At 44.9% G+C, this 12,763-nt stretch carries 11 protein-coding genes, 1 tRNA gene and 1 pseudogene; 11 read left to right on the forward strand and 2 right to left on the reverse strand.

Annotation, left to right across the window (positions count from 1 at the left end; all coding sequences use genetic code 11):
- Positions 1-47: 47 nt before the first annotated feature.
- The 6 genes and pseudogenes from rapZ to ACWA2B_RS18855 all read left to right on the forward strand — a co-directional run bounded on the left by rapZ (position 48) and on the right by ACWA2B_RS18855 (position 5,684).
- Positions 48-947 (forward strand): RNase adapter RapZ, encoded by a 900-nt coding sequence (gene rapZ / locus ACWA2B_RS18830; protein WP_013308254.1) that lies wholly within the window; start codon positions 48-50, stop codon positions 945-947.
- 12 nt (positions 948-959) lie between these two features.
- Positions 960-1,947, forward strand: a pseudogene (locus ACWA2B_RS18835) (gluconeogenesis factor YvcK family protein).
- Between the two features lie 5 nt (positions 1,948-1,952).
- The gene (gene whiA, locus ACWA2B_RS18840) at positions 1,953-2,897 is read left to right on the forward strand and encodes a DNA-binding protein WhiA (protein ID WP_029518996.1); all 945 of its coding nucleotides are present in this window, start codon (positions 1,953-1,955) and stop codon (positions 2,895-2,897) included.
- Between the two features lie 136 nt (positions 2,898-3,033).
- On the forward strand, positions 3,034-3,303 hold the full coding sequence (locus ACWA2B_RS18845) for an HPr family phosphocarrier protein (protein ID WP_013308257.1): 270 nt from the start codon (positions 3,034-3,036) through the stop codon (positions 3,301-3,303).
- A gap of 271 nt (positions 3,304-3,574) precedes the next feature.
- Positions 3,575-4,336, forward strand: a complete 762-nt coding sequence (locus tag ACWA2B_RS18850; protein ID WP_029518994.1) for an SIMPL domain-containing protein — start codon at positions 3,575-3,577, stop codon at positions 4,334-4,336.
- Between the two features lie 241 nt (positions 4,337-4,577).
- Positions 4,578-5,684 (forward strand): PdaC/SigV domain-containing protein, encoded by a 1,107-nt coding sequence (locus ACWA2B_RS18855; RefSeq protein WP_069012119.1) that lies wholly within the window; start codon positions 4,578-4,580, stop codon positions 5,682-5,684.
- A gap of 127 nt (positions 5,685-5,811) precedes the next feature.
- On the opposite strand, the gene clpP is transcribed toward ACWA2B_RS18855, so the two are convergent.
- Positions 5,812-6,408: an ATP-dependent Clp endopeptidase proteolytic subunit ClpP gene (clpP, locus tag ACWA2B_RS18860; protein ID WP_013368815.1), complete on the reverse strand. Its 597-nt coding sequence runs from the start codon at positions 6,406-6,408 to the stop codon at positions 5,812-5,814.
- Between the two features lie 210 nt (positions 6,409-6,618).
- Positions 6,619-6,693 (reverse strand) — tRNA-Arg (locus ACWA2B_RS18865).
- A gap of 255 nt (positions 6,694-6,948) precedes the next feature.
- On the opposite strand from ACWA2B_RS18865, the gene ACWA2B_RS18870 reads away from it, so the two are divergent.
- The 5 genes from ACWA2B_RS18870 (at position 6,949) to gpmI (ending at position 12,751) form a co-directional block, all read left to right on the forward strand.
- Positions 6,949-7,986, forward strand: a complete 1,038-nt coding sequence (locus ACWA2B_RS18870; protein WP_029518990.1) for a sugar-binding transcriptional regulator — start codon at positions 6,949-6,951, stop codon at positions 7,984-7,986.
- A gap of 94 nt (positions 7,987-8,080) precedes the next feature.
- Positions 8,081-9,091: a type I glyceraldehyde-3-phosphate dehydrogenase gene (gene gap, locus ACWA2B_RS18875; protein WP_023986488.1), complete on the forward strand. Its 1,011-nt coding sequence runs from the start codon at positions 8,081-8,083 to the stop codon at positions 9,089-9,091.
- Between the two features lie 120 nt (positions 9,092-9,211).
- Positions 9,212-10,393: a phosphoglycerate kinase gene (locus tag ACWA2B_RS18880; protein WP_029518988.1), complete on the forward strand. Its 1,182-nt coding sequence runs from the start codon at positions 9,212-9,214 to the stop codon at positions 10,391-10,393.
- A gap of 59 nt (positions 10,394-10,452) precedes the next feature.
- Positions 10,453-11,205 carry a triose-phosphate isomerase gene (gene tpiA / locus ACWA2B_RS18885; RefSeq protein ID WP_023986490.1) on the forward strand — a complete coding sequence of 251 codons (753 nt, stop codon included), beginning with the start codon at positions 10,453-10,455 and terminating at the stop codon, positions 11,203-11,205.
- Position 11,206: 1 nt separating this feature from the next.
- The gene (gene gpmI, locus ACWA2B_RS18890) at positions 11,207-12,751 is read left to right on the forward strand and encodes a 2,3-bisphosphoglycerate-independent phosphoglycerate mutase (RefSeq protein ID WP_013308265.1); all 1,545 of its coding nucleotides are present in this window, start codon (positions 11,207-11,209) and stop codon (positions 12,749-12,751) included.
- The last annotated feature ends 12 nt before the right edge of the window (positions 12,752-12,763 follow it).

A 12,763-nucleotide genomic window follows, 5' to 3' on the forward strand; every position in this document is an offset into this window, starting at 1 on the left:
ACGGGTACTGGCATAGAGCGAAGAAGCAAAAGGAGAGGGAAGTCCATATGACAGATAACCTAAAAAATGCTGCGCCGTGGGCAACGCTCATTATTATTACGGGGATGTCAGGCGCAGGGAAGACCATTGCGGTTCAGAGCCTGGAAGACTTGGGCTTCTTCTGTGTTGATAATTTGCCCCCTGTACTGATTCCCAAATTTGCAGAGTTGATTGAGCAGTCTAATGGTAAAATAGGCAAGGTTGCACTCGTCATTGATTTACGCGGACGAGAATTTTTCACTGCCTTGTCGGAATCGTTGAATTATATTAAAGATCATTTTACGATTCATTGTGAAATTTTATTCTTAAATGCGAATGATGGCGTTCTCGTACAGCGGTATAAGGAAAGTCGTAGACGTCATCCGCTGGCTCCAGACGGTATGCCTTTGGATGGGATTCGGTTGGAGCGCAAGATGTTGGAAGAACTAAAAAGCTCGGCTACACAGGTTATTGACACAAGTGTGATGAAGCCTGCAACTTTAAAGGCAAGGATTATTTCACGATTTTCTCATCTGGAGAGCAGTATGCTTTCCGTGAACATTACTTCTTTTGGCTTCAAGTATGGTATTCCCATTGATGCCGATCTTATATTCGATGTGCGCTTCCTGCCTAATCCCCACTATGTGGATCAACTACGTCCCCACACTGGACAGGATAGCGATGTATATGATTATGTCATGAAATGGCCCGAGACTCAGGCATTCTTGACCAAGTTGCTGGATATGTTACACTTTTTGATTCCGCAATATCGCAAAGAAGGCAAAAGCCAGGTCATTATCGGCATTGGCTGTACTGGCGGTAAGCATCGTTCTGTTGCAATATCGGAGTATTTAGGAAAAATGCTGGGTGCCAGCGAGACAGAATCTGTTTCTGTTTCGCATCGGGATGCTGATCGGGACCGGCATTAATGAGGTGAAATCATGAAAGAGACCGGATCACAACGGGAGCGCCCACGTATAGTTGTTATGGGCGGCGGAACCGGCTTGTCCGTCATGCTGCGGGGCTTAAAGCAAAAGCCGCTAGATATTACGGCTATTGTTACAGTCGCTGACGATGGCGGAAGTTCCGGGATTTTGCGCAGTGAGCTGCAGATGCCCCCCCCCAGGGGATATTCGCAATGTGCTGACTGCCTTGGCTGACGTGGAACCAGTGATGTCAGATATGCTGAAATACCGTTTCGGTGCGGGATCAGGATTGTCAGGCCATAGTCTGGGCAATCTGATTTTAGCAGCGATGACCGATATATCGGGAGATTTTGTAACGGCGGTGCGTGAGCTTAGCCGTGTATTTGCTGTCCGGGGACGTGTGCTGCCAGCAGCCGAGGAAGGCGTTGTGCTAAGCGCCGAAATGGAGGATGGCACGGTGATTACCGGAGAGTCCAAGATCCCAGAAGCGGGCGGACGAATCAAACGCGTCTTTCTTGAACCGACTCACGTGGAGCCGTTGCCTGAGGCTGTAGAGGCCATTAATGAAGCTGATGCGATTTTGATTGGCCCCGGCAGTCTATATACCAGCATATTACCGAATTTGCTTGTACCTAAACTCGCTGAAGCTGTAGTGAAATCAGACGCTATCAAAATATTTGTCTGTAACGTTATGACCCAGCCTGGTGAAACCGATGGCTATACAGTAGGAGACCATCTGCAAGCTATTTTTGAGCATGTAGGGCATCATCTCTTCGACTATGTCATTGTAAATAACGGAGAAATTCCACCCCAAGTACAGGAAATGTATGCCGAGCAGGGAGCCAAGCCAGTTCAAGTAGACATGGGCGAGCTGACCGACCGGGGATATAAAGTGGTGGCAGATACATTAGTTCTGTTCCGCACGTATTTACGGCATGATGCAGACAAATTGAGCCAGCATATTTACCAATTGGTACAAAACTGGATATTAAGAAGGAGGTGAGTCCCTTGTCCTTTGCGGCACAAACGAAAAAAGAGCTTACGATGATTGAAAGCCAGTCCTGCTGTGAGAAAGCGGAACTATCTGCGCTCATACGTATGCTCGGATCCGTACAACTGTCGAATAAAAGGGTGATATTGGACGTGTCCACAGAAAATGCCGCGATTGCAAGGCGGATTTACTCCTTGATCAAGAAGCATTTTCAACTTCATATCGAACTGCTTGTACGGAAAAAAATGCGCTTGAAAAAAAATAATGTGTACATTGTCCGTATTCCTAATGATGTGCAACAACTGCTAAAGGATCTTTATATCGTCTCAGAAGGTTTCTTGTTCACTGACGGGATTAATCGGGATATTGTTCGGAAAAACTGTTGTAAGAGAGCTTATTTACGGGGCGCCTTTATGGCAGGTGGCTCTGTCAACAATCCTGAAGGATCATCTTACCACCTTGAAATTTCTTCGATGTATGAGGAGCATTGTCAGGCACTCGTTGATCTTGCGAATGAGTTTCATCTAAATGCTCGCTGTATTGAGCGAAAAAAGGGTTTTATTCTCTACATCAAGGAAGGCGAGAAGATCATTGAGCTGCTTAGCATCATTGGGGCGCATCAAGCCTTGTTCAAATTTGAAGATGTACGCATTATGCGCGATATGCGCAATTCCGTGAATCGTATTGTCAATTGTGAAACGGCTAATTTGAACAAGACAATTGGAGCTGCTGTCCGGCAAATTGAGAATATTAAGTTGCTGGAGAGAGAAGTTGGCTTGGAGACCTTGCCGGATAAACTGCGTGAAGTGGCAGAAGTTCGGCTCGCTCATCCCGATTTGAATTTGAAAGAAGTCGGGGAAATGCTCAAAGGGGTCGTGAGTAAATCGGGTGTAAATCATCGGCTTCGCAAAATTGATGAGATGGCTGACAAAATCAGGGGCGAAAATGGCCTGATTCCGTAAAAAGAATGTTGGTGGGGCTTTTAGCCCCAGTTTTTTTAGTTTTTTTTCTAGTGTCTGTCCCGGGTTAATGTTATAATGTGATAAATAAAATGGAGTAAGTAGTGTCCAGATTTATTTGATGAGGGGGTAAGCTGACATGTCAAAACATCCGGTAGTCGTACGTTTGAAAACAGGACTGCACGCCAGACCTGCTGCGTTGTTCGTACAGGAAGCGAATAAATATTCATCTGAGATTTTTGTGGAAAAAGATGACAAAAAGGTTAATGCCAAGAGCATCATGGGTATTATGAGTCTTGCCATCAGCACAGGTACTGAAATCAATATTAGTGCTGAAGGTGCGGATGCCGAACAGGCTGTAAACGCTTTAGTAAGTCTGGTTAGTAAGGTAGAGCTGGAAAATCAATAAACAAAGAATTGCTTGTAATATAGTGTATGATCTTAGTGAAAAGCCCCTTTGGGGCTTTTTTTATATCCAGAAAAAAATCCTTCGAACACTCCTCAGCTAACTGTTTTATTGTGGATTTATTGGATATAGAGGCCGTATTAAGTTCAAACTATAAATAATGAAAATCCTCGTGGTCATGCTCTGTTTCGGAAATTTGTACGCTTGGCTGCAACCTTTTTCCGTCTTTTCCGTCTGGAAGGTACAAACATTTACTAGAAAGAGGTTGAATTCAATGAGACTTTGGACAAAAACAGTAGCCACAGCAGTTCTCACAGGTGCATTAATAGCAGGGGGAGTAGCAGGAGGATTATGGACAGGGGCAGATCGTGCTTATGCTGCGTCAACAGCTTCGACGGTAAACGGTGTAATTAATGTGACTGGAAGCGGGGAAGTATTGGCAAAGCCCAATATTGCTTATCTCTCTATCGGTGTACAATCGGAAGGGAATACGGCAGCCGCTGCTCAAAAAGCTAATGCTACAAAATTGAACAAGGTTACACAACTGCTGAAAGAAAAGTGGAGCATCAGCGGAGATGACATTCAGACCAGCCAGTTTTATGTACAGCCTAACTACACCTATAACGAAAAAGAAGGGCAGAAGCTCAAAGGCTACACTGCCAACCATACAATTTCCGTTAAATACCGCGATTTGGATAAAATAGGTCAGTTGTTGGATGAGGCGACCAAGTCCGGAGCCAATAACGTAGATAATATTCGTTTTTCCGTGGAAGATCCTTCGACTTATGAGGAAGAAGCCATTACTAAAGCATTGGGAAGCGCACAATCTAAAGCTAGTGCTGTAGCTAAAGCGGCCAAACGCGGATTAGGTGCTCTTGTGAATGTGACGGTAGATGGCGGAGAAGCACAAGTCTTTACACAACGTGAAAATGCCATGTCAAAATCGCTCATGGATTTAGCAGGTAGCGGGACAGAGATACAATCGGGGCAAGTAACAGTGAAAGTTCAGGTGTCGGCTCAATACGAAATGAACTAATATAGATCATCAAACGAAGCCACAAGCGGCCTGCATCATGCGCAGGCTGGCTTGCTGGCTTTTTTTGTATACCGAAACCTTTTTGTAATGAGTCTGTCATAGCTAAGGGTTACTAGGTGTACAGATTGAAATCGGGGAGTGTACAGATTGTAAACTACATACAATGGGGTATAGATATAATAAGTAAAGTGATTATTTACACATAGACAATACAGAAATAATAACAGGAGGAATACTTAATATGAATAAGCATACGAAAAAATGGGGTTCAGCACTGCTGGCAGCAGGGATTTTAGCAGGAGTCGCAGCTGTTCCCGTTTCATATATCCAGGCAGCATCGATTAAACAGCAGCAAGCGGCAACACAGCAACCAGGAATCACTATCCAATGGAATGGTAAAACGTTGCCCGCTAAAGGTGTTCAAGTGAACGGGAGTACAATGATTCCGGTGGCCGCACTGCGTGACAGCTTGGGGATTCCAGTAAGCTATGATGCGAAAGCAACGACATATACCGTAGGTAGCGGGTACAATAAACTTTACATTATGGCTTCTTCCTCGGATGCCTACGTCAACGTCAATGGAATCAATACACGTAGTATGGATGCCAAACAGATCGCTGGGAAGCTATACATTCCTATGAGTCTGTTGAAAGACTATCTAGGCATAGATGCTCAATGGAACGCAGCTCAGAAGACAGTAACGCTAAGTAAAAGTCAGCTAAACCCGATCACAATTGCGTCTCAAACACTTCCAGCTTCGAGTAATGCGAAGGTATCTTACAAAGTTAAGTATCCGCAAATCAGCGGCAGCCAGCTGAATCCTGAGGCAGAGCAGGCCATTAACCATGTGCTTAAAAAGCATGCAGAGGGTATATTGGCAGCAGGCAAAAAGATGGTGGCTGAGGGAGAGGCTACAACAGAAAGACCGTATGATTTCGAAAATGATTTTGCAATTGCCTATAACAAGGACGGTATTCTAAGTGTGATTATGCAGGATTACTCGTATATGGGTGGCGCACATGGAATGACGGTACGTAAAGGATATACGTTCTCGCTCGCTGATGGTAAACTGCTGCAGTTGTCTGACGTATTGAAGGCGAATCCAAATTACAAAAAGTTCCTCAATGCTGATTTGAAGAAAAAAATCGATGCGCTTCAGGCTGGTGAAGGATTCGGTAAATTTAAAGAGTTGGCGGCAGATCAGAATTTTTATGTGACGAACAGTGGAGTAACAATCGTGTTTGATTTGTATGATTATGCGCCATACGCGTATGGAATTCCGGAGTTTACCTACTCGTTCGGTCAACTGCTGCCTCAAGGCGGAAAGCCTTTTGCGGGACAGATTTAATAGTAGAAATGAGTAAGTTGGACTGTCTATACTCTAAAAAACAATAAAGCAAAAAAGCTGCCTACCGGATAATAACATCCGGAGCAGCTTTTTCATTTACCAGCTATCGAGAGGCAAATTTTTTCTCTTATACACCTTCTGGAGAGGAGCTAGTTAGCACTTTATCAATAATACCGTATTCTTTGGCATCATCAGCAGACATGAAGTAGTCACGGTCTGTATCTTTTTCAATACGTTCCAGTGGTTGGCCTGTGCGATCTGCGAGAATGCGGTTCAGTTTATCACGCATTTTCAGAATGCGGCGTGCGCGGATTTCGATATCCGTTGCCTGGCCTTGTGCACCACCCAGAGGTTGGTGAATCATAATTTCACTGTTTGGCAAAGCGAAACGTTTACCTTTGGCGCCTGCATTCAGCAAGAACGCGCCCATGGAAGCCGCCATACCTACACAAATCGTAGATACATCAGGTTTAATGTATTGCATCGTATCGAAAATGGCCATACCAGCTGTAATGGAACCGCCAGGACTGTTAATATACAAGTGAATATCTTTTTCAGGATCTTCGGCAGCCAAAAACAGCATTTGCGCAATTATAGAGTTGGCTACAACGTCATTGACGTCCGAGCCTAACAAAATAATGCGATCCTTTAACAGTCTGGAATAAATGTCATAGGCGCGTTCGCCGCGGTTACTTTGTTCTACTACCATAGGAACATAGCTCACGTCAAAAAACCTCCCTTAAATATCGTTAGTGGATTTGGTGGACATGCCGAGTACACGTCCCTTATTTATAAACTGTTACCGTATTAACCACATGATAAACAATTTCAAACAAAAAGTCAAAGAAAGTCAAACTAATGATTAAAAAAAAGAGCCCTCAGCGCTCTTATTGGTTAAAACATTATATAGAAGCATTTAAGCGTTCATTTAAAATGGCGCGCCCGCGAGGAATCGAACCTCGATCTCAGGCTCCGGAGGCCTACGTCATATCCGTTGGACCACGGGCGCATAGTTGATTCAATGCAAACAACTAACTAATTAAACAGCTAATTGGAAACAAAGATGATTATATGATATACAGCAGTGAATTGCAAGCTTTTATTAAATGCGCATATTCAGACAAATGGTTGAGAAATATAGGTTCAGATAGACTTGCATATGGAGCAAATATTGGTTAAGATATACGTGGGACTTAAAAAGTTATCCCGGGACGTTTTAAGACCAGTTAGAGACAGAACTTAGAAGTGTGCGGGAGTGGAAAGCATGCGAAAGATATTAGAAATACAGAAGCAGCTTCTGCCCGACCTCATGGATGTTTTGAAAAAAAGGTACACGATCCTGCATCAGATTATGCTGTCCGATGTTGTTGGACGCAGAACACTGGCAGCTTCACTGAACATGACCGAGCGCGTGTTGCGCGCCGAAACCGATCTTCTTAAAGCTCAGGGGCTAATTGAGATTGAGAGTGTAGGCATGAAGGTGAGCAAAGCAGGACTGGATCTGCTGGAACAGCTGGAGCCGATTGCGAATAACTTGTTCGGCCTGTCCCAATTGGAGGACCAGATTCGTCAAGCCTATGGTTTGAGGAAGGTGGTTGTCGTTCCAGGGGATTCGGATGTTTCTCCGTTAACAAAGCAGGAGCTGGGGCGCGCTGGAGCAAAAGCGTTGCTAAGTGTTATGGACGACGAGGATGTGGTCGCTGTAACAGGTGGCACGACGATTGCAGACGTGGCGGAACAACTGGCATTGCCTTCTAATGGCCCCCTTAAGGGTGGGTGGTTTGTACCGGCACGCGGGGGTTTGGGAGAAAGCATGGAAATGCAGGCCAACACAATTGCTTCCACAATGGCTCGCAAGGTCGGCGCTCAATACCGTCTGCTCCATGTACCGGATTTGCTCAGCAATCATGCTTACAACTCCTTGCTTGAAGATACGAACATTCAGGATATATTGAGCCTGATTCGCGAGAGTCGTATCATCATTCACGGGATAGGCAACGCCATAGCGATGGCACATAGACGTAAACTTGATCCCGAAACCTTTGCCCAGATCAGCAGTGAAGGGGCGGTAGCCGAATCGTTTGGTTATTATTTTAACGAAGATGGCGTCGTTGTTCACAGAATGCTGACGCTTGGACTCCGATTGGAGGACATTAGGCGTACCGATACGGTTCTAGGTGTAGCTGGAGGCAAGAACAAGGCGGCCGCTATTCATGCGGTACTGCGTTTCGGGCAAGAAGACATTCTAGTCACCGACGAAGGCGCTGCTGTTGAGATTGTAAGTCGTTATTTAAATGATTAATATAGGATTTATGAATCGTGTTGTCTTGACAGGCTTTCGGGTCTGTCTTGAATATATAAAACTAAACTAAACGAACTTTGGGAGGAACTCACTCATGACAGTTAAAGTTGGTATTAATGGTTTCGGACGTATTGGACGCCTTGCTTTCCGTCGGATTCAAAACGTGGAAGGTATTGAAGTAGTAGCAATCAATGACTTGACAGATTCCAAAATGTTGGCACATTTGTTGAAATATGATACAACACAAGGTAATTTCCAAGGACAAGTAGAAGTACATGATGGCTTCTTCAAAGTAAACGGTAAAGAAGTTAAAGTTTTGGCTAACCGCAACCCTGAAGAACTCCCTTGGGGAGACCTGGGTGTAGACATCGTTCTGGAATGCACAGGTTTCTTCACAACTAAAGAAGCTGCTGAGAAACATTTGAAAGGCGGCGCTAAAAAAGTTGTTATCTCCGCTCCAGCTACTGGCGACATGAAAACTGTCGTTTACAACGTAAACCATGAAATTCTGGATGGAACTGAAACTGTAATCTCTGGTGCTTCTTGCACAACGAACTGCCTGGCTCCTATGGCTAAAACACTGCAAGATAAATTTGGTATCGTTGAAGGTTTGATGACTACAATTCATGCTTACACTGGCGACCAAAACACTTTGGATGCTCCACATGCTAAAGGTGACTTCCGTCGTGCTCGTGCAGCAGCTGAAAACATCATTCCTAACACAACTGGTGCTGCTAAAGCAATCGGTTTGGTTATCCCTGAGTTGAAAGGTAAATTGGATGGCGCGGCTCAACGTGTTCCAGTACCTACAGGTTCCCTGACTGAGTTGGTAACAGTTCTGGAGAAAAACGTAACTGCTGAAGAAATCAACGCAGCGATGAAAGAAGCTTCCGATCCTGAAACTTATGGATACACTGAAGATCAAATCGTTTCTTCCGACATCAAAGGTCTTACTTTCGGTTCTTTGTTTGATGCAACTCAAACTAAAGTTCTGACTGTTGGCGACAAACAACTGGTGAAAACTGTAGCTTGGTATGACAATGAAATGTCCTACACTGCACAATTGATCCGCACGTTGGAATACTTCGCTAAACTGGCTAAATAAGAACTTCCTTATTAGCAACATCATAGAGCGGAAACAGGTTATTGTTTCCGCTCTTTATATATCAAAATGTGCCTTAAATTCCTGTTTCGTAAAATTATAAGGGTGCGGAGGAATATGGAGATGAATAAAAAGAGCGTACGTGATATAGAACTGAATGGAAAACGGGTGTTTGTTCGTGTAGATTTTAACGTTCCGGTCGAAGACGGTAAAATTACAGATGACAAGCGTATTCGTGAAACCTTGCCAACGATTAATTACCTGATTGAAAAAGGTGCAAAAGTTATTTTGGCGAGTCACTTTGGACGTCCAAAAGGTCAGGTTGTTGAATCCATGCGTCTGACTCCTGTTGGTGTACGTTTGTCTGAACTGCTGAAAAAGCCAGTAGTTAAAGTGGACGAAGCAGTAGGCGAAGCTGTTAAAGCGAAAGTGGCTGAACTGCAAAACGGCGACGTGCTGTTGCTTGAAAATGTACGTTTCTATGCAGGAGAAGAAAAGAATGATCCTGAGTTGGCGAAGCAATTTGCTGAATTGGCTGACGTTTTCGTGAATGACGCATTCGGCGCAGCACACCGTGCTCATGCTTCCACTGAAGGTATCGCTCATATTCTTCCGGCTGTTTCCGGCCTGCTGATGGAAAAAGAATTGTCTGTTATTGGTAAAGCTCTGTCGAATCCAGATCGTCCTTTTACAGCCATTATCGGCGGTTCCAAAGTAAAAGACAAAATCGACGTGATCGACAACCTGCTGAACATTGCAGATAACGTAATCATTGGTGGCGGTTTGACTTATACATTCTTCAAAGCTCAAGGTTATGAAGTGGGTCAATCTTTGCTGGATGAATCCAAACTGGACGTAGCTCTTGGATTTATCGAAAAAGCGAAGAAACTCGGCAAAAACTTCTATCTTCCGGTAGATATTGTTGTGTCTGACGATTTCAGCGCTACGGCGAACACAGACATTGTGGATATCGACGGCATTCCTGCAGCTTGGGAAGGCGTGGACATTGGACCGAAAACACGTAAAATCTATGCAGATGTAATCAAAAACTCCAAACTGGTTGTATGGAACGGACCAATGGGCGTATTTGAAATCGAGCCTTTCGCTGGTGGTACTCGTGAAGTAGCGGAAGCTTGCGCAACAACTGAAGCATACACCATCATTGGTGGCGGTGATTCTGCGGCTGCGGCTGAAAAATTCCACTTGGCTGACAAGATGGATCATATTTCCACTGGCGGCGGCGCATCTCTGGAATTTATGGAAGGCAAAGCACTTCCGGGTGTTGTTGCACTGAACGATAAATAATCAAACGCACTATGCGTGAATAAAGCTTTAGGGCACCTAATAGTTAGGAGTTGAAACCATTGAGAACACCGATTATCGCGGGTAACTGGAAGATGTTTAAAACCGTACCAGAAGCTAAAACTTTCATCGAAGAGATCAAAGGCAAAGCAGAGGTTGCAGGAGTGGAAAGCGTGATTTGCGCACCATTTACGAATCTTCCTGCTCTGGTTGAAGCAGTAAAAGGCACGTCTATTAAAATTGGCGCACAAAACCTGCACTTTGCAGAAGATGGTGCATTTACAGGTGAAATTAGCGGCGGAATGCTGAAAGATCTGGGCGTAGACTACGTTGTGATCGGACACTCCGAACGTCGTGAATATTTTAATGAAACAGACGAAACGGTGAACAAAAAGGTTCATGCGGCATTCCGTCATGACCTGACTCCAATCGTATGTGTAGGCGAAAAGCTGGAAGATCGTGAAGCTGGACAAACCAAAGAAGTTGTAAAAGTGCAAACTGTAGCAGCTTTTGCTGGTTTGGCTAAGGATCAGGCTGCACAAGTAGTTGTTGCTTATGAGCCAATCTGGGCCATCGGAACAGGCAAATCCTCCACTTCGCAGGATGCGAATGAAGTGATTTCCTATATCCGCAGTCTGATTAAAGAGCTGTATGATGAAAATACAGCAAATGCTGTACGTATTCAGTATGGTGGTAGTGTAAAACCTGAAAATGTTACTGAGTACCTGGGTCAAAGCGATATCGACGGCGCGCTCGTGGGCGGTGCCAGTCTTCAACCGGCGTCGTACATCGCGCTTGTTGAGGGGGCGAAGTAAGATGACAGCACCAAAACCGGTAGCTTTAATTATTATGGACGGGTTCGGACTGCGTGACACCGTGGAAGGCAATGCGGTTGCACAGGCCAACAAACCGAATTACGACCGGTATTTACAACAGTATCCTCATACGACGCTGACGGCTTCTGGCGAAGCAGTAGGTTTGCCGGAAGGACAAATGGGTAACTCTGAAGTGGGTCACTTGAACATCGGCGCAGGCCGTATCGTATATCAAGACTTGACTCGTATTTCGAAGTCCATCCGTGAAGGTGAATTCTACGACAATGAAACACTGGTTAAAGCAGTGCAACATGCCAAGAAGAACAACACGAAACTTCACCTGTACGGACTTCTGTCCGACGGCGGCGTGCATAGCCATATCAGCCATCTGTTCGCTATGCTGGACTTGGCGAAAAAAGAAGGCCTAACAGAAGTGTACATTCATGCTTTCATGGATGGACGCGACGTTATGCCAGACAGCGGCGTAGGCTTCATGCAGCAGCTGATCGCTAAGATTCAAGAAGTGGGCGTAGGTAAAATTGCGACTGTACAAGGACGCTATTATGCTATGGACCGCGACAAACGTTGGGAACGTGTAGAGAAATCTTACCGTGCAATCGTATACGGAGAAGGACCTCAATACACAGATCCAATGGAAGCATTGAAAGAATCGTATGAAAAATCAGTGTTCGACGAATTTGTGGAGCCAACTGTTATTGTGAAGGCTGACGGAAGTCCTGTAGGGCTGGTCGAAAGCAATGACTCTGTTATCTTCCTCAACTTCCGTCCTGACCGTGCGATTCAACTGTCTCAGGTATTTACAAACGCGGACTTCCGTGGTTTTGACCGTGGCCCGAAATGGCCTAAAGATTTGCACTTTGTTTGCCTGACGTTGTTCAGCGAAACGGTTGAGGGCTTTGTAGCTTACGAACCGAAAAATCTGGATAACACGTTTGGTGAAGTGTTGGTTCAAAACAACAAGAAGCAATTGCGTATTGCTGAGACTGAAAAATATCCGCACGTTACTTTCTTTTTCAGTGGCGGACGTGATGTGGAGCTTCCTGGCGAAACTCGTATTTTGATCAACTCGCCTAAAGTGGCTACATATGACTTGCAGCCGGAAATGAGTGCGTATGAAGTAGCGGATGCTGCTGTTAAGGAAATCGAAGCCGACAAGCATGATGCGATTATCCTGAACTTTGCCAATCCGGATATGGTTGGACACTCCGGTATGCTGGAGCCAACGATTAAGGCGGTAGAGACGACGGATGAATGTGTTGGACGTGTTGTAGATGCGGTTAAAGCCAAAGGTGGCGTGGTTATTATCATTGCCGACCATGGTAACGCGGATATGGAAATTGATGAGCAGGGACGTCCGTTCACAGCTCACACAACGAATCCGGTTCCGTTCATTTTGACTGACGAAAATATCGTTTTGCGTGAGCATGGAATATTGGCTGACGTAGCTCCAACGCTTCTGGATTTGATGCAACTTCCGCAACCTGCGGAAATGACAGGAAAATCTATGATTGCATCCCGCAAGTAAGCTTGATTTAAT

The sequence above is a fragment of the Paenibacillus sp. CMM36 genome (assembly GCF_053570945.1).